At 64.6% G+C, this 22,238-nt stretch carries 20 protein-coding genes; 8 read left to right on the forward strand and 12 right to left on the reverse strand.

Annotated features, from left to right (window positions below):
• From aroKB to pilM, 6 genes are all read right to left on the reverse strand, one after another.
• The gene (aroKB, locus tag ACEOAC_RS03570) at positions 1-1,809 is read right to left on the reverse strand and encodes a bifunctional shikimate kinase/3-dehydroquinate synthase AroKB (RefSeq protein WP_413444929.1); all 1,809 of its coding nucleotides are present in this window, start codon (positions 1,807-1,809) and stop codon (positions 1-3) included.
• Between the two features lie 210 nt (positions 1,810-2,019).
• The gene (locus ACEOAC_RS03575) at positions 2,020-4,065 is read right to left on the reverse strand and encodes a type IV pilus secretin PilQ (protein WP_413628691.1); all 2,046 of its coding nucleotides are present in this window, start codon (positions 4,063-4,065) and stop codon (positions 2,020-2,022) included.
• Complete coding sequence (locus ACEOAC_RS03580) at positions 4,062-4,766, reverse strand: hypothetical protein (protein WP_413445830.1); 705 nt, start codon at positions 4,764-4,766, stop codon at positions 4,062-4,064. The genes ACEOAC_RS03575 and ACEOAC_RS03580 overlap by 4 nt, the downstream gene beginning before the upstream one ends.
• The gene (pilO, locus tag ACEOAC_RS03585) at positions 4,763-5,341 is read right to left on the reverse strand and encodes a type 4a pilus biogenesis protein PilO (protein ID WP_413445829.1); all 579 of its coding nucleotides are present in this window, start codon (positions 5,339-5,341) and stop codon (positions 4,763-4,765) included. The genes ACEOAC_RS03580 and pilO overlap by 4 nt, the downstream gene beginning before the upstream one ends.
• The gene (locus ACEOAC_RS03590) at positions 5,338-5,904 is read right to left on the reverse strand and encodes a PilN domain-containing protein (RefSeq protein ID WP_413628692.1); all 567 of its coding nucleotides are present in this window, start codon (positions 5,902-5,904) and stop codon (positions 5,338-5,340) included. Before ACEOAC_RS03590 ends, pilO begins: the two co-directional genes overlap by 4 nt.
• Positions 5,901-6,800 carry a pilus assembly protein PilM gene (pilM, locus tag ACEOAC_RS03595; protein ID WP_413628693.1) on the reverse strand — a complete coding sequence of 300 codons (900 nt, stop codon included), beginning with the start codon at positions 6,798-6,800 and terminating at the stop codon, positions 5,901-5,903. Before pilM ends, ACEOAC_RS03590 begins: the two co-directional genes overlap by 4 nt.
• A 343-nt stretch (positions 6,801-7,143) precedes the next feature.
• Here pilM and ACEOAC_RS03600 point away from each other — a divergent pair, with 343 nt between their 5' ends.
• Positions 7,144-9,459 carry a penicillin-binding protein 1A gene (locus tag ACEOAC_RS03600; protein ID WP_413444619.1) on the forward strand — a complete coding sequence of 772 codons (2,316 nt, stop codon included), beginning with the start codon at positions 7,144-7,146 and terminating at the stop codon, positions 9,457-9,459.
• A gap of 126 nt (positions 9,460-9,585) precedes the next feature.
• On the opposite strand, the gene ACEOAC_RS03605 is transcribed toward ACEOAC_RS03600, so the two are convergent.
• The 4 genes from ACEOAC_RS03605 to ACEOAC_RS03620 all read right to left on the reverse strand — a co-directional run bounded on the left by ACEOAC_RS03605 (position 9,586) and on the right by ACEOAC_RS03620 (position 13,802).
• Positions 9,586-10,773 carry a serine hydrolase domain-containing protein gene (locus ACEOAC_RS03605; RefSeq protein WP_413444620.1) on the reverse strand — a complete coding sequence of 396 codons (1,188 nt, stop codon included), beginning with the start codon at positions 10,771-10,773 and terminating at the stop codon, positions 9,586-9,588.
• A 38-nt stretch (positions 10,774-10,811) separates the two neighbouring features.
• Positions 10,812-11,570: a 7-cyano-7-deazaguanine synthase QueC gene (queC, locus tag ACEOAC_RS03610; protein ID WP_077236290.1), complete on the reverse strand. Its 759-nt coding sequence runs from the start codon at positions 11,568-11,570 to the stop codon at positions 10,812-10,814.
• A 116-nt stretch (positions 11,571-11,686) separates the two neighbouring features.
• Positions 11,687-12,457 (reverse strand): DUF3108 domain-containing protein, encoded by a 771-nt coding sequence (locus ACEOAC_RS03615; RefSeq protein WP_413444621.1) that lies wholly within the window; start codon positions 12,455-12,457, stop codon positions 11,687-11,689.
• A gap of 196 nt (positions 12,458-12,653) precedes the next feature.
• Positions 12,654-13,802 carry a DUF3108 domain-containing protein gene (locus tag ACEOAC_RS03620; RefSeq protein WP_413628694.1) on the reverse strand — a complete coding sequence of 383 codons (1,149 nt, stop codon included), beginning with the start codon at positions 13,800-13,802 and terminating at the stop codon, positions 12,654-12,656.
• 123 nt (positions 13,803-13,925) lie between these two features.
• On the opposite strand from ACEOAC_RS03620, the gene ACEOAC_RS03625 reads away from it, so the two are divergent.
• The 4 genes from ACEOAC_RS03625 to rfaE2 all read left to right on the forward strand — a co-directional run bounded on the left by ACEOAC_RS03625 (position 13,926) and on the right by rfaE2 (position 17,777).
• Complete coding sequence (locus tag ACEOAC_RS03625) at positions 13,926-15,239, forward strand: branched-chain amino acid ABC transporter substrate-binding protein (RefSeq protein ID WP_413444625.1); 1,314 nt, start codon at positions 13,926-13,928, stop codon at positions 15,237-15,239.
• Positions 15,240-15,268: 29 nt separating this feature from the next.
• Positions 15,269-16,159, forward strand: coding sequence for a PhaM family polyhydroxyalkanoate granule multifunctional regulatory protein (locus tag ACEOAC_RS03630; protein ID WP_413444623.1), 891 nt, complete (start codon positions 15,269-15,271; stop codon positions 16,157-16,159).
• Between the two features lie 138 nt (positions 16,160-16,297).
• On the forward strand, positions 16,298-17,152 hold the full coding sequence (locus tag ACEOAC_RS03635) for a diiron oxygenase (protein ID WP_241811170.1): 855 nt from the start codon (positions 16,298-16,300) through the stop codon (positions 17,150-17,152).
• Positions 17,153-17,294: 142 nt separating this feature from the next.
• Positions 17,295-17,777 (forward strand): D-glycero-beta-D-manno-heptose 1-phosphate adenylyltransferase, encoded by a 483-nt coding sequence (rfaE2, locus tag ACEOAC_RS03640; protein ID WP_006461502.1) that lies wholly within the window; start codon positions 17,295-17,297, stop codon positions 17,775-17,777.
• A 96-nt stretch (positions 17,778-17,873) separates the two neighbouring features.
• Here rfaE2 and ACEOAC_RS03645 read toward each other — a convergent pair whose 3' ends face one another.
• The gene (locus tag ACEOAC_RS03645; protein WP_413444624.1) at positions 17,874-18,398 is read right to left on the reverse strand and encodes a copper chaperone PCu(A)C; all 525 of its coding nucleotides are present in this window, start codon (positions 18,396-18,398) and stop codon (positions 17,874-17,876) included.
• Between the two features lie 100 nt (positions 18,399-18,498).
• The gene (locus ACEOAC_RS03650) at positions 18,499-18,876 is read right to left on the reverse strand and encodes a DUF2946 family protein (protein ID WP_413628695.1); all 378 of its coding nucleotides are present in this window, start codon (positions 18,874-18,876) and stop codon (positions 18,499-18,501) included.
• Between the two features lie 256 nt (positions 18,877-19,132).
• Here ACEOAC_RS03650 and ACEOAC_RS03655 point away from each other — a divergent pair, with 256 nt between their 5' ends.
• The 3 genes from ACEOAC_RS03655 (at position 19,133) to ACEOAC_RS03665 (ending at position 22,237) form a co-directional block, all read left to right on the forward strand.
• Positions 19,133-20,113 (forward strand): ABC transporter substrate-binding protein, encoded by a 981-nt coding sequence (locus tag ACEOAC_RS03655; RefSeq protein WP_006461505.1) that lies wholly within the window; start codon positions 19,133-19,135, stop codon positions 20,111-20,113.
• Positions 20,114-20,242: 129 nt separating this feature from the next.
• A complete protein-coding gene (locus tag ACEOAC_RS03660; RefSeq protein WP_006461506.1) occupies positions 20,243-21,214 on the forward strand; it encodes an ABC transporter substrate-binding protein in 972 nt (323 codons plus the stop codon).
• Positions 21,215-21,343: 129 nt separating this feature from the next.
• Positions 21,344-22,237 carry an ABC transporter permease gene (locus ACEOAC_RS03665; RefSeq protein ID WP_006461507.1) on the forward strand — a complete coding sequence of 298 codons (894 nt, stop codon included), beginning with the start codon at positions 21,344-21,346 and terminating at the stop codon, positions 22,235-22,237.
• Position 22,238: the final 1 nt, after the last annotated feature.

The raw sequence follows: 22,238 nt of genomic DNA on the forward strand, positions 1-22,238 counted from the left end.
TTACTCTCCGGTGCAGGCCGCCAGGGTTTGCAAGAGCAATTCCTGCGGCACGTTGGTGATCAGGGGGCTGCCCAGCGGTTTGATCAGGATGAACTTGATCTGGCCGCCTTCGTTTTTCTTGTCCACTTCCATCAGTTCCAGCCAGCGTTCGGTACCGAGGCTGGGGGCCACCGTCGGCAGGCCCGCTGCGGCGGTGACTGCCTGGATGCGGTCCCGCGTGCCGGCATCGATATAGCCCAGTCGCTGCGACAGGTCGGCCGCCATGACCATGCCGCAACCGACGGCTTCACCGTGCAGCCATTGGCCGTAGCCCAGGCCGTTTTCGATGGCGTGGCCGAAGGTGTGGCCGAAGTTGAGGATGGCGCGCAGGCCACCTTCGCGTTCATCCTTGCGCACCACGTCGGCCTTGATTTCGCACGAGCGCTGGATGGCATAGGCCAGGGCAGCATCGTCCTTGGAGACCAGTTGGGCGATATTGGTTTCGATCCAGTCGAAGAAGGGCGCATCGATGATGGCGCCATGCTTGATGACTTCGGCGATGCCGGCGGCCAGTTCGCGCGCGGGCAGGGTATGCAGGGTGGCGGTGTCGGCGATGACGGCCTGCGGCTGGTAGAAGGCGCCGATCATGTTCTTGCCCAGCGGATGGTTGATGCCGGTCTTGCCGCCCACCGAGGAATCGACCTGCGAGAGCAGGGTGGTCGGCACCTGCACGAAGGGTACGCCGCGCATGTAGGATGCGGCGGCAAAGCCGGTCAGGTCGCCAATCACACCGCCGCCCAGGGCGACCAGGGTGGTCTTGCGATCACACTTGTCGGCCAGCAGGCGGTCGAAGATTTTCATCAGGCTGGCCCAGTTCTTTTCTTCCTCGCCGTCGGGCAGCACGATTTCGCTGACCTGTTTGCCGGCAGCGCGCAGGGCGTTGGCGACCTTGTCCAGGTACAGCGGGCCGACCGTATCGTTGGTGACGATGGCCACGCGCTTGCCCTTGACGTATTGCGGCAGCAGGGACGCATCGTCCAGCAGGCCGCGACCGATGTGGATGGGGTAGCTGCGCTCGCCCAGGTCGACGTTGAGGGTGATCGGGTTGATGGCGGTGGAGGCGGTGTTCTGGTTCATGCGGTAATGGCTGGGTTCGGCGCCGGCAGCGCCATGGAAGGTCTGGGAGAAATGGCTGGTGGCGACCACCGTAGTACCGTCGGCGGTACGGGTGACCAGCGCGCTGCTGCGTTCGATGACGACGGCTTCATCGGCCTGCGCTCCATCAGCCTCCGGCGAGGGCTGCCAGGCACCCTCCTTGGGTGACAGTTCCAGATGGCTGATGATGGTCTGTACCAGGAATTGGACATTGGGCCGGTTGGTCTCGATCACGAAGTCGGCCACCTCGCGGTAGAGCGGGTCACGCTGGCGCGAGAGTTCTTCCAGCTTGCGACGCGGGTCGGCGGTCTGCAGCAACGGGCGGTTCTTGTCGCGCCCGGTGCGCTGGAGAATCTGGTTGATGCTGGCCCGCAGGTAGACGACGGTGCCACCCTTCTTGAGGTTTTCACGATTCTCGGCACGCAGGACGGCGCCGCCACCGGTGGCCAGCACGATGTCGGGCTGGGCCGAGAGTTCGCGGATCACCTCCGCTTCGCGCCGGCGGAAGCTTTCCTCGCCCTCGATCTCGAAGATCACCGGGATGGTGGCGCCGGTGCGCGCCTCGATCTCGTGGTCCGAATCGACGAAGCGCTTGTTCAGCTTCTTGGCCAGGGCCCGGCCTATGGTGGTCTTGCCGGCTCCCATCAGGCCGACAAGGAAGATGCTTCCAGTCATATCTAAGAATTCTGCGCTCTGCGCTACTGGCCAATGTCGATGGCGCCGCGCATCTGACGGCACGGTCACCCGCCGCCCGGTGGGCGGTGTCCGGGCCGGCCGCCGGCCGGCTTGCGCCCGGCGGTACGGGCCTGGAACAGCGATTTTACCGTTCTTTGTGCCGCCGCCGGGAAAAATCGGGCTGGACAGCCCGCCGGGGGGCAACGGGCGTCAATACGGGCGCGGCGGTGCGACGATGCGGGGTGTGAGGAAGATCAGCAGTTCGGTCTTCTCGCGCACCCGGCTGTTGCTGCGGAAGAGGGCGCCCAGGATGGGGATGTCGCCCAGCAACGGTACCCGGGTTTCATGGTCGTTGTCGGTCTGGGTATAGATGCCGCCGATGACCACCGTGCCGCCGTCTTCGACCTGGACCTTGGTCTTGACGTGCTTGGTGTTGATCGCCAGGCCGCCCGGGGTGACGTTGCCCCGGCTGTCCTTGTTGAGGTCGACGTCGAGGATCACATTGCCGTCGGGGGTGATCTGGGGCGTCACTTCCAGCTTCAGGTTGGCTTTCTTGAAGGCAGTGGCGGTGGTGCCATTGCCGGCGGCCTGCTGGTAGGGGATTTCCTCGCCTTGTTCGATCAGGGCCGCCTGCTGGTCGGCGGTGATCAGGCGCGGACTGGAGACGATCTTGCCGCGCCCGTCGGCTTCCAGGGCCGAGAGTTCGACGTTGAGGAAGCGCTGGGCGGCGGCGTTGAAGAGGGTAAAGCCGAAGCTGCCCGGAGTGGCGCCGCTCAATGGCTCGGCACGCAGGTTCAGTGCCGGTTCGCTCAGGTAGAGACCCGGTGCGGGTGGCGTCTGCCGGGTCTGCTCGCCGATGGCTGCATAAGTGTTGCCCACCGCTGCGCCGCGGGTGGTCGCCGCCAGCCCGAGCTTGACGCCGAGGTTGCGGGCGAAGCTGTCGTCAGCTTCGACGATGCGGGCCTCGATGAGGACCTGGCGTGCCGCCACGTCGATGCGCTCGATCAGCTTGCGCACGTTGGCCAGCACGGCCAGGGTGTCGGTCACCAGCAGCTGGTTGGTGTGATGGTCGATCATGGCGCTGCCACGGCGTGACAGCAGGGTGTTGCGGCGCCCGGCCTGGGTGTTGCCGTCCTCGCCGATGCCCAGTGCGCGGCGCAGGGTGTCGGCGCGCTGGTAGTTGAGCTGGAAGCTTTCGGCATGCAGCGGCTCCAGGTCGGCGATCAGGGCTTTCTGTTCCAGTTCCTGGCGTTCGCGCGCCTGCATTTCCTCGCGCGGGGCGATCCACAGTACCTCGCCAGTGCGCCGCATCTCCAGTCGCCCGGCCTGCAGGATCAGGTCCAGCGCCTGATCCCAGGGGACATCCCTCAGGCGCAGGCTCAACTGCCCGGCCACGGCGTCGCTGGCCACGAGATTGACGTCGCTGTAATCGGCCAGGACCTGCAGGGCGGTGCGGATGTCGATGTTCTGGAAATTGAGCGATAACCTGTCGCCGCCATCGTGCTTGTCGGTCGGTGTTCCGGAGGAAGCGGGGACGGTGCTGCCGCCGGTGACGGGCAACACGTCGATCACCAGACGGCGACCGCTCTGATAGGCCTGGTAGCGCCATTGGCCCTGCGTTTCGAGCACCACGCGTACGCCTTGTTCGTACGGGTAGGCATGGTATTGCGTCACGGGGGTGGCGAAACGCCCGACCTCGACCGGCCGCTGCAGGTCCGGTGACAGGCTGGCACCGCCGATGTCCACCACCAGGCGCCGGCCCATTTGACGGACCTGCAGCGGTTGATCGGCCGCGCCCAGCTCCAGTATCAGTTGTCCCTCGCCGGCGCCGCCGCGGCGAAAGTCGATGTTCTGCAGTGCGCCGGGCTCGGGCGCGGCGCGCTGGTCGAGTTCGACCAGCAGGCGAGCATCCTCGACCCGCAGACGATGGCTGACGGCGTGCTTGAGCTGCAGTTGCAGCCGCAGCCGGTCGTCGTCGGCGGCCACCAGCACGCGCTTGAGCAGGCCGCTGCCGGCCAGCGCGCGGGGCAGCATGTCGGCAGGCGTGGTCTTTGGCAGGTCCAGTACCAGTTGTGCCGGATCAAGCAGCTGGAATGCGCCTACCTGTGCGGGGTCCACGGGATGGGACAGTTGCAGGCTCAGCGTGAGCCCTTGCGGGCGGTACTGGATACCGATGCCGTAAAGGCGGTTCTCGGCCAGGGTCGGCCAAGGTGACAGGGACAGCAGACCGGCGAACAAGAGCAGCAGGGTTCTCATTGCCGGCTCCGGGGGCGGATCAGGCGGCGCCCGTTGCTGCGGGGGGCCAGGCGTTGGTTGCGTGCATTGCGTGCGTAGGGCGTCACGGTTGGCAGCGCACCGGCCGCGTAATTTTCCATCGTGATGGTCTGGGTCGACCCGGCGTGGTGGAGGGCGATCTGGTCTTCGTGGACCGCCAGCACTTCGCCCAGCGCGCCGGGAAGCAGGTCGCCGACCTGCAGGCGGCGGGTGGCACCGTCCAGCTCCACCAGTGCGATCCGCTGATCGTTACGACGTAGCGTACCCAGCAGGCGCAGCGCCGGACGTGCGGGTGTTGCCGGGGCGGAGGATGGCGATGGGGCGGCAACGGCTGTAACAGCTGCAACAGCTGCAACAGCAAGGTCTTCCTCTTCATCGCTTTCCGTCGCAGGGCTGGCTTTGCCGCGCGCCTGCCGTGACGTGAGCGTTGCTGTCGCCGCTTCATCTTCGAGTTGGAATGGATCGGGAAGGTCGGACGAGGGATGTTCGATTTCTCCCGCAGGCGGGCGCGAGGCCGACGCTGTGGCGGGTGGCAGGCGCAATGACTGTTCACGGCTGAGGGTGATCCACTGCCGGGTTGCCGTGGCCTCGTCAGGGTGTTCCAGTGTCACCAGCGCGGCATAGGCGGTCGCGGCCAGCAACACCGGCGCAAGCATCAGCGAGGCGAGGGAAAGCACGCTCATGGTGGAGACTCCATGGAAGCCGACTTGGCATTGCCGGTGGGGGCGGAGACCGTGGCCTTCATCAGCAAGGCCGCCTGCGTGCCGCGCTCGCTGGTGATCTCCAGGTTCTCGAAGAGCACCAGCTTCGGTGGCCGGCTGACCTGCTCGACGAAGCGCAGCAGGCCCGCATGCTTGCCACGCAGGCTGATGGTGGCGCTCAGTTTGCCGGGCTGGGGCCGGAAGGAGGTCAGTACCAGACCATGTTCCTCGGCGCGGCGCGCCAGCTTGGCATGCAACAGTTCGGGTTGCTGCTGGTCGGGGCGCCATAGCTGAACCTGTTGCGCGACCAGTTGCATCTCCAGCGCGGTCTGGCGCGACCGCAGGCCATCCCGCAGCGCCACCTGGTTCAGGGCGGATTGATACTGCACGCGCAGGTCCTGCTGCTGCCGTTGGGCCGACTGGCGCGATTCGTCCAGTTCTTCGACCGCCAGCAACAGCCCGCTGGCCGCGCACGCCAGCGTTGTCAGCAGGTACAGCGCCAGCCGTGCCGGCCGGGGCCAGTGGGCCGGATGGGTGCGCAGGCTTGCACGTTTCATTTCGGCTCCTGGGTAGCGTTCGCGGCGGGTGGCGCCAAGGGGATGACGATGCTGAAGGCGTAGCCACGATCTTCGGCGTGCAGATCATTGAGGGTGGCACCGTCCAGGCCGGCGCCGGTGAGCGCGGCGGCGTATTCCTGCACCGCTTGCGCGCTTGCCGCATGGCCGCGCAGCTCGGCCCGCCCGGCTTGCAGCATGACCCGCTGCAGACGGGTCTGCGGGTTGCCGGCCTGGGCCGCGCCGCGCAGCAACTGGATGGCCTGCTGGCGCCGTCGGGCCAGTTGTTCTTGCGCACTCAGCTGTGTGTTGAGCGCTTCGATGCGGGCGCGCAGTGCGCTGGTCTGTTGCACCAGGGGCGCCATCTTTTGCAGCTCCTGGCTCAGCATGGCATTGGCCTGCTGCAGCGATGCCGTGTGCCACCACACCCGCAGGCCGGGTACTGCGGCGATCAGGCAGCCCAGCAGCGCAGCCACTGCCAGCCAGCGATAGAAGCCCAGTTCGCGCCGGCGGCGACGCTGCTGCGGGGTGCGCGAGAAATCGAAACTTGCGAAGCTTGGCTTCATGCCATGCCCTCCCACGCCAGGGCCAGGGCCAACTGATAGTCGGCCGGGATTTGCGCAGCGATCGCGGAGGACAGCATCAGCGGTGAGGGGATGGGGGCGAGCTGCGCATCGATGCCGGCATATTTGACGAAGGCGCGCCCGATGGCGCCCAGCTGAGGGTGGTCGCCGCTGAGCAGCAATCTGCGCGGCAGGGGTTTGAGCAGCGGTGCCACGCTGGCCAGCAGGGGCAGCGCTCCGCCTGCGGCAGCCTGCGCCGGCAGGTTGTGGGCCGGGCCCCTGCCGTGCAGCAGCCAGTTGCCGCCGCGGTCCAGCCGCAACACCGCAGTCTGGTCGGCGCGCCGCTCGTCGCGCAGCCAGGCGGCCAGGCACAGGTCCTCCGGTGCCAGCGTCGCCAGGGAGCGATTCAGGGCCTCGGCCAGTGCCAGCCGGTCTTCGATGGCCAGCGTCGAGGCGGCCAGCGCCAGCACCTGGACGTCGGCGGGTGAGGCCGGTTGCGGACCGAGTATCCGGTAATCCAGTACCTGCTCTTCGGCCGACGCGCCATGGGCGGCCATTTCGGCGCGCACCTGTGCCAGGCGCTGGACCTCGCTGGAGCCGGCCGGCAGGACCAGGCGACGGCCGGTCAGGGTCGCCGCCGGCAGGGCCAGCGCCAGGGTGGCGCCCTGGCACACCGGGTTGTCCAGCAGCGAGCGGCAGATCAGCACCAGTGCATCGAAGTCGACCACCTGGCCATCGCGGCACAGGGGCCTGGCCGAAAGGCGCTGATCCAGGCGCAGCAGTTGGGCGCGCTGGCCGCAGCGGCGCAGCAAGGCCAGTTGGACCCGGTCAGGACCGATGTCGACTCCGGCGCACAGGCGCGCCGACATCCGGCGGGAAGGAAAGATGGAACTAGCCATGCCGCAGTTCTTTCGCAAGGGAAAAGGGGGAATTGTCTGGCCGGCGGGAAGGCGGGGGAATAGCGGAAACTTGAGGAATGCCTGTCAATTTGCAGTAAATGATGTCAATTGCTTCACTTCCGGCCATCCTGGTCGGAACCGCGCTCCTGTGCTTTGGTCTATTTGCAACACCTGGCCGCGCGGCCCGTCAGGGCGAGCCGCTATAATGCGGGCTTGTTTCTTCCAACCCGGCTCCGGCCTGCTTTAACGCTTATCTCGAATGTCTTCATCTTCCAACGGCGGCGATCAACACCAACCGGCATCGGCGGCGGATAAACCCGCAGGAAAGGCCCCGCGCAAGCGCATGCACTGGTCGCTGCGCATCCTCCTGGGCCTGTTCGGCACGGTGCTGGGCCTGGTCGTGATGGTGGCGCTGGGCGTGACCTTCATTGTCGCGCTGACCTATCCCAAGCTGCCCGACCTCGATACGCTGACCGATTACCGTCCCAAGATCCCGCTGCGCATCTTCTCGGCCGATGGCGTGCTGATCGGCGAATTCGGCGAGGAACGCCGCAACCTGGTGCACTTCAAGGACATCCCGGAGATCATGAAGAAGGCCGTGCTGGCCATCGAGGATGACCGCTTCTACGAGCACGGCGGCGTCGATTACCAGGGTATTGCCCGGGCGACCTTCTCCAATCTCTCCGGCGGTGGCGGTGGTGCTTCCACCATCACCCAGCAGGTGGCGCGCAATTTCTTCCTGACCAGCAACGAGCCGACCTTCCTGCAGAAGGCCACGCGCAAGTTCTTCTATGAAATCCCGCTGGCCTGGAAGATCGAGAACAACCTCACCAAGGACCAGATCCTTGAGGTCTACATGAACCAGATCTATCTGGGCCAGCGCGCCTATGGCTTCGCCTCGGCCGCCCAGATCTATTTCGGCAAGCAACTGAAGGACATCAGCATCGCCGAAGCCGCCATGCTGGCCGGCCTGCCCAAGGCGCCGTCGGCCTACAACCCGGTGGTCAATCCCAAGCGCGCCCATGCGCGCCAGCAGTACATCCTGCTGCGCATGCGCCAGCTGGGTTACATCACCGATGCGCAATACCAGGAAGCCAAGGACGAGGAACTGCGGGTCAAGGGTGACAGTTCCGCCTTCGGCATGCATGCCGAATATGTGGCCGAAATGGCGCGCCAGCTGGTCTACGCGCAATACAAGGACGAGACCTATACCCGCGGCCTGAACGTCTTCACCACCATCACCAAGACCGAACAGGACGCGGCCTACATCGCCCTGCGTCGCGGCATCATCGACTATGAGCGCCGGCATGGCTATCGCGGTCCGGAAGGCTACATGGACCTGCCGGACAACGCCACCAAGGAAGCCGTGGAAGACGCCGTGGAAGTGGAGCTGGCCGATCACCCCGACAGCGATGACATGGTCGCGGCCGTGGTGCTGGATGCCAAGCCCAAGGAAATCACGGCCATGCTCTCCACCGGCGAGGAGATCAGCATTTCCGGCGCCGGCCTGGGCTTCGGCGCCAACCTGCTGTCGGACAAGGCCCCCCCGCAGAAGAAGATCCGTCGCGGCGCCATCATCCGCGTCTTCCAGGATGGCAAGGCCTGGATCATCACCCAGATGCCGGAAGTGGAATCGGCCTTCGTCTCGGTAAACTCGCAGGATGGCGCGATCCGCTCGCTGGTGGGCGGCTTCGACTTCAACCGCAACAAGTTCAACCATGTCACCCAGGCCTGGCGTCAGCCGGGTTCGTCGTTCAAGCCCTTCATCTATTCGTCCTCGCTGGAAAAGGGCCTGTCGCCGGCCACCATCATCAATGATGCGCCGCTGACCTTTACCCAGACCGGTGGCCAGGTGTGGCAGCCGAAGAACTACGGTGGCAAGTTCGAGGGCCCGATCTCGATGCGCCGCGCGCTGCAGAAGTCGATCAACCTCGTGTCCATCCGCATCCTGGAGCGCGTGGGTGTGAAGTATGCGCAGGAATACATTACCCGCTTCGGCTTCGACGCCGACAAGAACCCGCCCTACCTGACCCTGGCGCTGGGCGCGGGCAACGTCACCCCGCTGCAGATGGTGGGTGCGTATTCGGTGTTCGCCAACGGCGGCTACAAGGTCAATCCCTATCTGATCACCAAGGTCACCGACAGCAACGGCGAAGTGCTCTCGCAGGCCAAGCCGGCTACCGCAGAGGATGAATCAAACCGTGTCATCGATGCCCGCAATGCCTTCATCATGGACAGCATGCTGCGCGACGTGGTGCGTCATGGCACGGCGGTCAAGGCGTTGTCGCTGAAGCGGACCGACCTGGCCGGCAAGACCGGTACCACCAACGACTCCATGGATGCCTGGTTCGCCGGCTACCAGCCCGGCCTGACCGCGATTGCCTGGATCGGCTACGACCAGCCCAAGAGCCTGGGCGACCGCGAAACCGGCGGCGGCCTGGCCCTGCCGGTGTGGATCAGCTACATGTCCAAGGCGCTCAAGGATGTGCCCAACGTGGATCGCAAGGTCCCGGACGGCGTGATCGAATCCGGCGGCGAGTATTACTACGCCGAGTTCCCGCCCAGCGCCATGGTGCGTGATCTGGGCATGGGTGATCGCAGTGGCCTCACGCCTGAAGAAGAAAAGGCCAAGACCCAGATGAAGAACGAGTTGTTCTGAGTCTGCCTGGAAGGAACGATCAGATAATGATTTATATCGTTTAGATTTTCTGCTGATCCCATGCAAAACCGCCGGTCGCGAGAGCGTGACCTGGCGGTTTTTTTATGGCTGCCGGCAGCGAGAGGCTCAGTCGCGGCCGGCCAGGTAATGACTGATCCTGCGCATGGCCAGCGTGGTCAGGACTTCGTCCTGTTCGGCGCCGTAGTCGCTCAGCTTGACGATGACGGTGCGGGTCGCCGGATTGACGTAGATGTACTGTCCGAACACGCCGATGGCCGAGAAGTCCTGGTCCTGTGCATTGCCGGGTGGAATCCACCAGCCATCGCGGTATTCCAGGATGTCGCTGCGGTTGTCCGGACGTCGCGGTTCATTGGCCCATGCGGTGCTGACCACCTGGCGCTCGCCGATGCGTCCCTGGTTCAGATAGAGCAGACCCAGGCGGGCGAATTCGCGCGCGGTGGTGTTGAGGCAGCAGAACGCCTTTTCCACGCCGTGCTTGCGGCTGTCCACGCTCCAGCTGGCGTCCTGCTCCATGCCCAGCGGTTCCCACAAGGCCTGCTGCGCGTAGTCGGAGAGGGGCATGCCGGTCGCGCGCGCCAGTACCCGCGACAGTACCAGGGTATCGACGCTGCGATATTCGAACCGTTCGCCCGGTGCGAAGCGCAAGCCATGGCGCCGGGCCAGGAAACTGTGCAGGTCGGTGCTGACGAACATGCGCACCACCGGTGAGGTCAGCGACCCCGCATAGCGCTCGTCGACGTCGATGCCGGAACGCATGTCCAGCAGCTGGCCGATGGTAATGCCGGCGTAGGCGGGGGCCAGTTCATCGCTCTTGAGGTAGTGACCGATGGGCTCGTCCAGCGACTTGATCTTGCCTTGCATCAAGGCCACGCCGGTCAGCGCCGAGACAAAGGATTTGGCCACCGAGAAGGACGTGAAGCGGGAATTGGCATCGAAGCCGTCGATGTAGCGCTCGTAGACGACGCTGCCATCCTGCACCACCACGAAGGCGTGGGTGGCAGTGGTCTTGAGGAAATCGGCCATGCTGAGCTGGCCATTCTTCTTCCATGGCACGTTGATTTCCAGCGGCCGCAACGCCACCGGCAGCGCTTGCGGATGACTGGAACGGGCGATGGGATTGGCGTCGAAGACCTTGTAGCTCTGGCTGCGCGGCGTCAGGTCGAACTGCAGGTCGACCAGCGCCGGCAGGCTGGGCAGATCGGCGACACGACGCCCGATCTCGGCGCCGGCCAGCAGGATCAGCAGGGCAGCAGCGCCGCGGGCGAGGCGCTGGGAGGTACGTGGGCTGGGCATGGGGCTCGTTCTTTTTGGAGTGAGCCTATTGTGCCTGATCAGCCGATCTTTTTGCTTGCCCTGTTCTGTACGTCTTGCACGTATTGCTCGTAGCCGCGTGCGCGCAACTGGCAGGCCGGGCAGGTGCCGCAGCCATGGCCCCAGTCATGCAACTGGCCGCGCTCGCCCAGGTAACAGGTGTGGGTGTCTGCGCGGATCAGGTCCACCAGCGCCTGGCCGCCCAGCGATTCGGCCAGCGCCCAGGTCTGGGCCTTGTCGATCCACATCAGCGGTGTCTCGACCTTGAGTTGCGTGGCCATGCCCAGGTTGAGCGCCACCTGCAGGGCCTTCATGGTGTCGTCACGGCAATCGGGATAGCCGGAGAAATCGGTTTCGCACATGCCGCCCACCAGTACGTTCAGGCCGCGTCGATATGCCAGGGTCGCGGCCACCGTCATGAACAGCAGGTTGCGGCCCGGGACGAAGGTATTGGGCAGGCCATTGTCCTGCATGGTGATTTCGACATCGCGGGTGAGCGCGGTGTCGGAAATCTTGCCGATCAGCGACAGGTCGATCATGTGATCCTCGCCCAGACGCGCCTGCCAGTCGGCGGAAAAGCCCTTCATCTTCTCCAGCAGGGCCGGACGCACTTCCAGTTCGATGGCGTGGCGCTGGCCATAGTCGAAGCCGATGGTTTCCACGCGCTGGTAGCGCGACAGCGCCCAGGCCAGACAGGTGGTGGAATCCTGACCGCCGGAGAAAAGCACCAGGGCGCTCTGGGTGTTCAGGGTCGGGGCGATGGCGGAGGTGGCGGACATGGAGGACATGGTTTCTGGCTCAGTGCTGGCTGGGAGGATGGAAGGATGGGGCGATGGACGCGGGGCCTGGCGGCATCCCTGCCGGCCAGGCCCCGCACCTTGCGTGGGAAGCTAGCTTAGTTGGTTTTGCTGACCGAATCCAGCACCTGCTCGATATAGTCGCCATTGGGATCGGTGAATTTCAGACGCACCGGATACCACTCCATCTTGGGGGCCAGCCAGATATCGAGTTTCTGGGCCTGGTCGTCCGGCGGCGGGTTGCGGAACAGGTGCAGCGCCTCGGTTTCGCCCTGGGCGGTCTTGATCTTTTCGCGGCCGACCACCTTGAAGGTCCACTGTTCGGCATCACGCGGGCCGGCCACGAAAAACTTCCACTCCGAACCCGGCTTCATCTTGGCGGCATTGGCGCGCGCGATGGCCACGAACTGCCAGGTGATGCCGGTGCGATCCTGCTCGCCCCCCTGCAGCGGGAAACTCTCGCCGGATTCGGTGAAGGTGATCTTGTTCTGCTCGCGGTTGAAGGTGGTGGTGGTGGGTTCGCGACGCAGGCGCTTTTCCACGAAACGGGACGGCGCCAGGCCGTAGGCATCGATGGCGCCCTCGCTACTGGTTTCCAGGATCTTGCCCAGGAGCATCGCCCGGGTCTCGGTGGTGACGCTGTAGGCGGTCTTGCTCTGGGTCCACTTCACCAGGCCCTCACCCTTGAGGTCGAGTCCGCTCTGCTTGGCCTGGATGGCATAGTGCAGCTCGGCCGACGGCGGCAGATTGAAGGGACGCTTTTCGACCGGGTGCGGGCCGTCGGCGGCCAGCAGCGGGCCACTGGCCAGCAGGCCGGCCAGGGTCAGGGCGGAAAATCGTGTCAGGAGGCGGTGGGGGATACGGTTCATGGCGAGCTCTTCGTAGTGGTCTCTGTGGATGGGTTCGGGCCATCGGGATGGTAGACAGCGGATGGCTTTCGGAGCGGTCGGAAATCCTGTGACTACGGATACGACTGCGATCATTGCTGACGGTTCGGCTATCCCGGGGACGCAATTGTGCGCAATTGTTTCGGATTTTGACAGGACTTCGCGAATGCGGCAGGACTCATGGCGGCAAGGCTTCCATGCCGGAGAGCGACAGGTCGATGAAATCTCCTCCCCGGGAAGGTGGTTCGGTATAGCGCACCCGCACCGGATACCACTCGTGCTGGGGCGCCAGCCAGATGTCGACGCGATCCTCATAAGAGCCGGGTTTGGGCATGCGGACTACATGCCAGGTATGCAACTGCCCGATGGGTAGCGTCACGTCTTCTTCGCCCTGCACCTGCATGCGCCAGACCTCGCCATCGCGCACGCCCGCCACGAACATGTCGATCACCGCACCGGCCCGGAACTGCGCGGGGTCGCCGCGACCGATGGCAGCCAGCTGCCAGATGACACTGCCGCGATCCTGTTCGCCGCCGCGTCGTGGATAGGTGGTGGTCGAGGCAGAAAAGCTGACCACGTTGCGCTCGCGGTTGAAGTGGGTGTTGGTGGCCGACTTGAAGCCGGTCTGTTCGGTGTACAGCTCCGGTGACAGGCCATTTCCATCCAGGTCGCCCTGGCTGGTGAAGTTGAGCACGGTAAACACCAGGACCTTGGCCTTGCCCTCGACGCTGTAATGCGGGCCGTCATTGCGCCAGGCGATGCTGCCACGGCCGTAGCTGGCCCGTCCATCCTTGGTGCCGGTGGCGTCGTAGCGCAGCAGTACGCTTGGTGGTGCGCTGGTCTGGTAGGACTTGCCGGGCGCATCGCTTTGGGCTTGGCCGCCCTCGGCGGCGGCGCCCGCCGTTCCCTGGCCCTTGCCATCCGAGGTCTTGCCAGTGCCATCGTCCGATGCCGTGGCCGTGGCCGTCGCGGTGGCGGGCGCGGAATGCGGCGCTTCGGGGGCGGGTGTATAGATGGGCTCGACGGTCTCCCGTATCGGTTCATCAGGCGGTTCGATGGAGGGCTCGCTGCGGCGCGCCGGCGCGGCATGACGACTGGCCGGCTTGGCTGCACGCGGTTGAGTCGGTCTGGGAACCGGCAGCGCCACCGGTTGCTCGGGTGGTGGGAGGGGGCGCAGTTCCACGGTCATGGCCTGTTCTTGCGTGGCACCCGGCAGGATGATCTGGCGCCGTCCCCAGTCCACCAGCAGGGCGTGCAGCGCCAGGCTCAGTGCAATCAGCAGCAGCAGGCGCGGCCAGCGCCGGGGTGGGGGGGAAACTTCGCTCATGTGCGCCAGTTTATCGGATCACGCCTGCAGCGTCGTGGGGACGGAGATCAAAAGAGCGGTCATTCAAACAACGTACAATGCGCGTTTGCGCCTTTGCTCTGTTGACGCTGTCTCTTTCGAATGATGAACCTGTCCTTGTCCTTCCGTCTGCTCTCCCTCGCGGCGCTGCTCGCCTCCTCGCTTTCACTGTCGTTGCCTGCACATGCAGTACAGGGCGTACAGGGCACGCCTGCCTTGCCACCGGTACGCATCGGCATGATCGATGGTCTTTCCGGCCCCTTTGCCAATGCCGGCGAGGCCGTGGTGCGCAACATCAGCTATGCCATCGAACGGATCAACGCGCGCGGTGGCGTCAGCCTGCCCGATGGCAAGCACCTGCTGCAGCTTTCCACCTTCGACAACAAGCTCGGCGTGGAAGACTCGCTGGTGCAATTGCGCCAGTTGACCGACGAGCGCATCCCCTTCCTGATCGAGGGCAACAGCTCGGCGGTGGCGGCGGCCCTGATCGATGCGGTCAACAAGCACAACCAGCGTGAACCGGATCGCCGCGTGCTGTTCCTGAACTATTCGGCGGTGGACCCGACGCTGACCAATGAGAAGTGCAGCTTCTGGCACTTCCGCTTCGACGCCAGCGCCGACATGCGCATGCAGGCCCTGACCGAGGCCATCAAGGCCGATCCCGCGACCCGCAAGGTCTACCTGATCGGCCAGGACTACAGTTTCGGCCGCCAGGTTGCCAAGGCCGCCCGAGAGCAACTGGCGGCCAAGCGGCCCGACATCGCCATCGTCGGCGATGAGCTGCACCCCATTGGCAAGATCAAGGATTTTGCCCCCTACATCGCCAAGATGCGCAGCGCCGGGGCTGACGCCGTCATCACCGGCAACTGGGGCAATGACCTCACCCTGCTGGTGAAGGCCGCGCGCGATGCCGGCTTCAAGGCCAAGTTCTATACCTTCTATGCCAACAGCCTGGGCGCGCCGGCGGCCATTGGCGAGGCGGGCGTGGGCGTGGTGCGGGCGGTGGCGGAGTGGCACCCCAATGCGGGCGGGAACCCCGGTTCGCCCAGCGATGCCTACTATCAGGAATTCCGCAAACGCTATCCCCAGCCCAAGGATGACTACCTCTACCTGCGCATGCAGGTCATGGTCGAGATGCTGGTCAAGGCCATCGAAAAGGCCAGGAGCACCGATCCCAAGGCGGTTGCATATGCCCTGGAAGGCGCGCATTATCAGAACGCTTTCCACCAGGCCACGATGCGGGCCGAGGATCACCAGCTGATCCAGCCGCTGTACCTGATGCAGATGCAGCGTGCCGATAGCGGCGGCATCCGCTTCGACAATGAGGGCAGCGGCTATGGATTCCGCACCGAGCGCTTCATCCCGGCCGAGCAGACCGCACTGCCGAGCTCATGCCGGATGCAGCGCCCGCCGCGCTGACGACCAGAACACGACAACAGGAGCGACCAATGCTGAACCACGACAAGATGCCGGGCGCCGGCTCGGTAGGCGATACCATCGAATTCATGAAGAAGATGTGGAGCAGCATGGGCGCCCCGGCCATGGCCACGCCCTCGCTTTCGGTGGAGGATATCAACAAGAAGATCTCCGACCTCAAGACCGTCGCCTCCTGGCTGGAGCTGAACCTGAACATGCTCAAGGCCACCATCCAGACCCTGGAAGTGCAGAGCGCCACCTTGTCCACCCTGCAGGCCATGAGCGCCATCATGGCCTCGCGTGGAACCCCGGAAGCCGCCGCCGGCAGCGATGCCGATGAACAGGCGGCCACGCCGCCGCCGTTCCCCTTCGGCTTCCCGCTTTGGCCGGGTGCCGCTGCTGATGCTGCTGCTGGCGCCGAGCCTGAGCCCGCAGCCGACGAGCCCGAGGAAGCCCCGGACGAAGCGGAGCCCGAGCTTGCAGCAGGACAAGACCGTCAGCCCGAAGCGGCCACGCCAGGGGAAGAGGGCGGTTTCGCTTTCCCGCCCGCGCCCGATTTCCAGTCCGCCATCGCCAATCCCAACGCCTGGTGGAATGTGTTGCAGGAGCAATTCAAGCATGCCGTCGGCAATGTGATGGCCGGCGCCCAGGCCGACCAGGAGCCCTTGTTGAAGCCCGCCAAGGCGCCCAAGCCGGCCAAGCGTAGCGAAAATAAGACAGTGTCACCAAAGTCCAAGGCCAGCCCCAAAGCCAAGCCGGCTGGCGCTCCCAAGGCTGGCAAGGCGGTCAAGGCGGCGCCGAAGAAGCCACCGGTCAAGAAAGCCCCGAAGAGCGCGGCAAATACGAGCGCCCCGGCCCGGACGCCTGTTGTACAATCCCGGCAAAACAAGAAGCCAGCCTCCCGCAAGCCAATCTCCCCCTGATCCTCGCCATGGCACTGCCTGGCCCTGGGCGCAGACGCGTCCGGCCGGCTGTCATATTGCTGAAACCTGAGCGTTTTAGTATGGTTCAGGAAAATCTTGTTAAAATCAAACACTTAACGCATATAGGTCCCTACTGAGATGCTGTACCCAGAATTGTTCAAATCGCTAGAGCAGGTCCGTTGGAATATGGATAAGGATGTTCCCTGGGACAAGTTCGACGCTTCCTTGCTCACCGACGAACAGGCGCAGACCATCCGCATGAATGCCATCACGGAATGGTCGGCACTGCCGGCGACCGAGATGTTCCTGCGCGACAATCGCGGGGACAGCGATTTTTCGGCATTCATGTCGGTATGGTTCTTCGAGGAACAGAAGCACTCGCTGGTGCTGATGGAATACCTGCGCCGTTTCCGTCCGGACATGTGCCCGACCGAAGAAGAACTGCACAACGTGCGTTTCGAGTTCGATCCCGCCCCGCCGCTGGAAACCCTGATGCTGCACTTCTGTGGCGAGATCCGCCTGAACCACTGGTACCGCTGCGCCGCCGACTGGCACACCGAACCGGTCATCAAGCAGATCTACAAGATCATCAGCCAGGATGAAGCCCGCCACGGTGGCGCCTATCTGCGCTACATGAAGAAGGCCCTGAACGAAGTGGGCGACAAGGCCCGTGCAGCCTTCGCCAAGATCGGTGTCTTGATGGCATCGGCCCGCCGCACCGAGAAGCCGCTGCACCCGACCAACCTGCACGTGAACCAGGCGCTGTTCCCCAACGACACCGTGCAAAGCCGCCTGCCCGATCCGGAATGGCTGGAACGCTGGCTGGACAACCAGATCAAGTTCGACGGCGAATGGGAAAAGAAGGTCGTGGACCGCATCCTGCACAACATGTCGCTGTTGTTCGAACGTACCTTCAGCAACGTCCAGGAGCTGAACCGCTACCGCAAGGAAGTGACCCAGCGCATCCTGCCGGCGGGCGCTGTCGCAGCCTGAGTGCGGATGCAGCACACCGGATAGCACAGGCAGTACAATCGCAAGCCGCAACCCAGGTTGCGGCTTTTTTCATGGGATGCGCCGCCTTCCGCTCCACAGCGCGCCCATCTGATCCACCCCACAGCCAACCCAGCTCACCACGATGGCCGATTTCGAATCCAAACTCTGCACCCGCGAAGAACTCAAGGCCCGCGTGGCCCAACTGCCCAAGCCGGTGGTGATGACCAATGGCGTGTTCGACATCCTGCATCGCGGCCATGTGACCTATCTGGCCCAGGCCCGCGCCCAGGGTGCCTCGCTGGTCGTGGCGGCCAATACTGATGCCTCGGTCAAGCGGCTGGGCAAGGGGGATGACCGTCCCATCAATAGCTGCGAAGACCGCATGGCGGTGCTGGCGGCGCTGGAATCGGTGGCGCTGGTGGTGCCCTTCGACGAAGACACGGCGCTGGAAGCCGTGCAGGAAGCGCATCCGGATATCTACGTCAAAGGCGGCGACTACGACATGCACGCCATCCCCGAAGGCCAGGCGGTGGCGGCCTATGGCGGCCAGGTACTGGCGATCGCCTTCGAACATGACCGCTCCACCAGCAAGCTGCTGGCCAAGGTACGCAAGCTGGCCGGCTGAATACGCCACGCAAGACCGTCAACGACAAGGCCGGCAGGAGCATCGCTCGCTGCCGGCCTTGTCGTTTCAGGCGATGGCCCGCCGGGCCGGGGTGGCTCAGTGGTGCATATGTCCCTTCATGTCCTTCATGTCCTTCATGTCATCCTTGGCGCCGGCCGCCGCAGGGTCCTCGACATTGACGACAACCTCGATCTTGCCGGCCTTCTCGAAGTTCAGGGTGAGCGGGATTTTTTCGCCCGCCTGGAGCGGCTTGGACAGGCCCATCAGCATGATGTGGTAGCCATTGCCGGGTTGCATGGCGATCTTCTGGCCGGGTTTGATTTCCAGTCCGCCATCGACTTCGCGCATCTTCATCAGATTGCCTTCCATGGCCATGGTGTGGATTTCACCACTCTTGGCAACCGGCGAGGAAACGCCCACCAGGCGGTCCGCAGCGCTGCCCTTGTTCTCGATGCTGATGTAGGCGCCGGCGGCCGGCTGGCCGGGTACCGTGGCCCGCGCATAGGGATGGCCGATTTCCAGTTGGCCCAGCTTGAAGCTGTGGGCCTGCGACAGCGGCGCAGCAGCCAGCAGGGCAGCGGTGAGGGCCAGGCCGGCGCAGCGTTGGAAGAAATGTTTCATATTGTTTAGTCCTTTTGTCCTATTTGAATCCTGATCGGGCGGGCCTGACTCGTCGTGATGGCATGGCCCGCGTAAGAAAGCCTGGTACAGCGGAATCTGATCAGGCCGGAGGCGCACGCGCCTGCGGAGTCAGTGACGTCGGACTGGCCGAGCGCCCGGTGGAAGTCAATAGTGCCAGCGGGTAACTGATGCCCGGTACGGCATCAGCGTGGAAGGCGGCGGTCGGTGTGGTCGCCGCATGCTGGCTGCCGCAGCACAGCGGGCAATGGCTGGCGGCCAGGTGGGCGGGGCCGTTGCCGGTGTTGCCGCCCACGCTGCAGATGGCCATGGCCGGCGCTTCACGGGCGGTGCGCGCCAGCGCCTGCTGCCACCAGGGCGCCGCGACCATGGTCAGCACCAATGACAGGCAGGCCCATGCCGCGAGCCAGGGGCGGCGCGATGCAGCGGATGCAGTCAATGGAGAAGGGCGCGAAGACATGGGCTGCGATTATAACAATGGTTGATGCACTGCCTGTGCGTCGCCAGGATCGCTCAGGGTGTCCGCATAACGAATGCGAGTGTGTCACTCGCTGGCGCCGATCCTGCCAACAGGCAGGGCCGCCGGCCGCCTCTGGAGCGGGCCAAACATGCGTCTTTTATGCGCCGTTCCAAATTGATTGTTCACATCCGCTAGGCTAGACTTACCGTCTTTCGGGTTTTTGGGTAATCCATCCACATTTTTCTAGGGAGACTGCATGTCCTACAACAACAAGCTGACACTGCGCGCAATGGTCGCCGCCCTGTCCCTGGCTGCCGTCTGCGCAGCTCCGGCCATGGCTGCCGACAAGTCGGTCGCGGTGACCGCCATCGTCGAACACCCGGCCCTGGATGCCGTGCGTGACGGCGTGAAGGACGAGTTGAAGGAAGAAGGCTTCGAAGCCGGCAAGAACCTGAAGTGGGAATACCAGAGCGCCCAGGGCAACACCGGCACCGCCGCCCAGATCGCCCGCAAGTTCGTCGGTGACAAGCCCGATGTCATCGTCGCCATCGCCACCCCGTCGGCCCAGGCCCTGGTGGCCGCCACCAAGAGCATCCCGGTGGTCTATTCCGGCGTGACCGACCCGGTCGCGGCCCAGCTGGTGAAGGACTGGAAGGCCTCCGGCACCAACGTCACGGGCGTGTCCGACCTGCTGGAACTGGACAAGCAGATCGACCTGATCAAGCGCGTAGTGCCCAATGCCAAGCGCGTGGGCATGGTCTACAACCCGGGCGAAGCCAACTCCGCCGTGGTGGTCAAGGCGCTCAAGGAGCTGCTGGCCAAGTCCAACATGACCCTGGTGGAAGCCGCTGCACCGCGTTCGGTGGACGTCGGTTCGGCCGCCAAGAGCCTGATCGGCAAGGTCGACGTGATCTATACCAACACCGACAACAACGTGGTCTCGGCCTATGAAGCACTGGTCAAGGTCGGCAACGATGCCAAGATCCCGCTGGTGGCCTCCGACACCGACAGCGTCAAGCGTGGCGCCATCGCCGCCCTGGGCGTGAATTACTACGACCTGGGTCGCCAGACCGGCAAGGTGGTCGGCCGCATCCTCAAGGGTGAAAAGCCGGGCGACATCGCCTCGGCCACCAGCAGCAAGCTGGAGCTGTTCGTCAACACCGCCGCCGCGCAGAAGCAGGGTGTGACCCTCTCGCCGGAACTGGTGAGTTCGGCCAAGACCGTCATCAAGCAATAAAGTGAACCTGTCGATCCCGCTGCAAGGCGGGATCGGCACATCAGGCGCCCTGCTGCCTGCGACCAAAACGAACAGGATGCCCGGCCACGATCATGCCGAGGCACCGACTACCATCATGAGGAGATGAACATGTTTGCCCTGTCCCAATCCCTGCGCGCCATCGCCGGTGCGCTGGCGCTGAGCGCCGTATGTGCCTCGGCCCTGGCTGCCGAGAAGGTGGTGGCCATCACTTCCTTCGTCGAACACCCGGCGCTGGACGCCGTGCGCGACGGCACCAAGGACGAACTGATCGCCGAAGGCTTCGAGCCCGGCAAGAACCTGAAGTGGGATTTCCAGAGCGCTCAGGCCAATGCGGGCACCGCCGGCCAGATCGCCAAGAAGTTCGTCGGTGACAACCCCGACGTGATCGTCGCCATCGGCACACCGTCGGCACAACCGATGGTGGCCGCCACCAAGAGCATCCCCATCGTCTATTCGGCCATCGCCGACCCCATGGCCGCCCAGCTGGTCAAGGACTGGAAGCCCTCCGGTACCAACGTGACCGGCCTGTCGCACATGCTGGACCCGGTCAAGCAGGTCGAGGTGATCAAGCGCGTGGTGCCCGAGGCCAAGCGCGTCGGAGTGGTTTACAATCCGGGCGAAGCCAATTCCGTGTCGGCCCTGAACAACCTCAAGGGCGAGCTGCAGAAAGCCGGCTTCACCCTGGTGGAAGCCGCTGCACCGCGCTCGGTGGACGTGGCCCCGGCCGCCAAGAGCCTGATCGGCAAGATCGACGTGATGTACACCACCACCGACAACAACGTGGTCTCGGTCTTCGAGTCGCTGGCCAAGGTCTGCAACGATGCCAAGATCCCGCTGATCGCCTCTGATACCGGCAGCGTCAAGCGCGGCGCCGTGGCGGCGCTGGGCGTGAACTTCTACGATATGGGCCGCCAGACCGGCAAGGTGGTGGCACGTATCCTGAAGGGCGAGAAGGCCGGCGATATCGCCTCTTCGCCCGTCAAGAACCTGGAGCTGTACGTCAATACCTCGGCGGCGCAAAAGCAGGGCGTGACCCTGTCGCCGGAGTTCCTGAAGTCGGCCACCAAGGTGCTCAACTAAGCTTGTCCTGACGGTCCGGACATGCACCGCCGGCGGCTGCATCACCCTTGCCGCGGCCGGCGTAACGCAGAAGACATTCGGCATGGCGTATCGCGCCGTGCCGAATGTGTTTTTTAAGAAAGCCTTTTTATGTCGCTGTATACCCTCTTGGGCGCCCTGGAGATCGGCCTGATCTTCAGCCTGGTGGCCCTCGGAGTGCTGATTTCCTTCCGCATTCTGGTTTTCCCTGACCTTACCGTCGATGGCTCCTTCCCGCTGGGTGGCGCCGTGGCGGCCACGATGATCGCGGCCGGCTTCAATCCCTTCCTGGCCACCTTCGTGGCGCTGCTGGCCGGCGCCCTGGCCGGCTTCACCACCGCCTGGCTGAACGTGCGCCTGAAGATCATGGACCTGCTGGCCAGTATCCTGATGATGATCGCGCTGTACTCGATCAACCTGCGCGTGATGGGCAAGCCCAACGTTCCGCTCATTTCGGAGCCGACCATCTTCACCATCCTGCAGCCGGAGGCGATCCCCGACTACGTCGCCCGTCCGCTGATCCTGCTGGTGGTGGTGGCCATCGCCAAACTGATGCTGGACTGGTTCTTCTCCTCCGAGATCGGCCTGGCCATGCGTGCCACCGGTGCCAACGCCCGCATGGCGCGCGCCCAGGGCATCGCCACCGGCCGCGCCACGCTGGCCGGCATGGCGCTGGCCAACGCCCTGGTCGCACTGGCGGGCGCGCTGTTCGCCCAGACCCAGGGCGGCTCCGACATCTCCATGGGCATCGGTACCATCGTCATCGGCCTGGCGGCCGTGATCATCGGCGAGAACATCCTGCCGGCACGCCGCCTGGTGTGGACCACCCTGGCGGTGATCCTGGGCGCCATCCTGTATCGCTTCTTCATCGCCCTGGCGCTCAACAGCGACTTCATCGGCCTGCAGGCGCAGGACCTGAACCTGGTGACGGCCGTGCTGGTGATGCTGGCGCTGGTGCTGCCCATGGGCAAGCGCAAGCTCAAACTGCTGAGAAAGGGAGCCTGAG

Origin of the sequence: Herbaspirillum frisingense (assembly GCF_047325095.1) — a bacterium.
GTDB classification, from domain to species: domain Bacteria; phylum Pseudomonadota; class Gammaproteobacteria; order Burkholderiales; family Burkholderiaceae_D; genus Herbaspirillum; species Herbaspirillum frisingense.

What these genes read in the sequence shown, in the direction of transcription:
- ACEOAC_RS03655 (WP_006461505.1), top strand. Translation starts at nt 19,133, where the DNA reads ATGTCCTACAACAACAAGCTGACACTGCGCGCAATGGTCGCCGCCCTG.
- aroKB (WP_413444929.1), bottom strand. Translation starts at nt 1,809, where the DNA reads ATGACTGGAAGCATCTTCCTTGTCGGCCTGATGGGAGCCGGCAAGACC.
- ACEOAC_RS03605 (WP_413444620.1), bottom strand. Translation starts at nt 10,773, where the DNA reads ATGCCCAGCCCACGTACCTCCCAGCGCCTCGCCCGCGGCGCTGCTGCC.
- ACEOAC_RS03660 (WP_006461506.1), top strand. Translation starts at nt 20,243, where the DNA reads ATGTTTGCCCTGTCCCAATCCCTGCGCGCCATCGCCGGTGCGCTGGCG.
- queC (WP_077236290.1), bottom strand. Translation starts at nt 11,570, where the DNA reads ATGTCCGCCACCTCCGCCATCGCCCCGACCCTGAACACCCAGAGCGCC.
- ACEOAC_RS03625 (WP_413444625.1), top strand. Translation starts at nt 13,926, where the DNA reads ATGAACCTGTCCTTGTCCTTCCGTCTGCTCTCCCTCGCGGCGCTGCTC.
- ACEOAC_RS03600 (WP_413444619.1), top strand. Translation starts at nt 7,144, where the DNA reads ATGCACTGGTCGCTGCGCATCCTCCTGGGCCTGTTCGGCACGGTGCTG.
- pilO (WP_413445829.1), bottom strand. Translation starts at nt 5,341, where the DNA reads ATGAAACGTGCAAGCCTGCGCACCCATCCGGCCCACTGGCCCCGGCCG.
- ACEOAC_RS03665 (WP_006461507.1), top strand. Translation starts at nt 21,344, where the DNA reads ATGTCGCTGTATACCCTCTTGGGCGCCCTGGAGATCGGCCTGATCTTC.
- ACEOAC_RS03615 (WP_413444621.1), bottom strand. Translation starts at nt 12,457, where the DNA reads ATGAACCGTATCCCCCACCGCCTCCTGACACGATTTTCCGCCCTGACC.
- ACEOAC_RS03645 (WP_413444624.1), bottom strand. Translation starts at nt 18,398, where the DNA reads ATGAAACATTTCTTCCAACGCTGCGCCGGCCTGGCCCTCACCGCTGCC.
- ACEOAC_RS03635 (WP_241811170.1), top strand. Translation starts at nt 16,298, where the DNA reads ATGCTGTACCCAGAATTGTTCAAATCGCTAGAGCAGGTCCGTTGGAAT.
- rfaE2 (WP_006461502.1), top strand. Translation starts at nt 17,295, where the DNA reads ATGGCCGATTTCGAATCCAAACTCTGCACCCGCGAAGAACTCAAGGCC.
- ACEOAC_RS03590 (WP_413628692.1), bottom strand. Translation starts at nt 5,904, where the DNA reads ATGAAGCCAAGCTTCGCAAGTTTCGATTTCTCGCGCACCCCGCAGCAG.
- ACEOAC_RS03620 (WP_413628694.1), bottom strand. Translation starts at nt 13,802, where the DNA reads ATGAGCGAAGTTTCCCCCCCACCCCGGCGCTGGCCGCGCCTGCTGCTG.
- ACEOAC_RS03630 (WP_413444623.1), top strand. Translation starts at nt 15,269, where the DNA reads ATGCTGAACCACGACAAGATGCCGGGCGCCGGCTCGGTAGGCGATACC.
- ACEOAC_RS03650 (WP_413628695.1), bottom strand. Translation starts at nt 18,876, where the DNA reads ATGTCTTCGCGCCCTTCTCCATTGACTGCATCCGCTGCATCGCGCCGC.
- pilM (WP_413628693.1), bottom strand. Translation starts at nt 6,800, where the DNA reads ATGGCTAGTTCCATCTTTCCTTCCCGCCGGATGTCGGCGCGCCTGTGC.
- ACEOAC_RS03575 (WP_413628691.1), bottom strand. Translation starts at nt 4,065, where the DNA reads ATGAGAACCCTGCTGCTCTTGTTCGCCGGTCTGCTGTCCCTGTCACCT.
- ACEOAC_RS03580 (WP_413445830.1), bottom strand. Translation starts at nt 4,766, where the DNA reads ATGAGCGTGCTTTCCCTCGCCTCGCTGATGCTTGCGCCGGTGTTGCTG.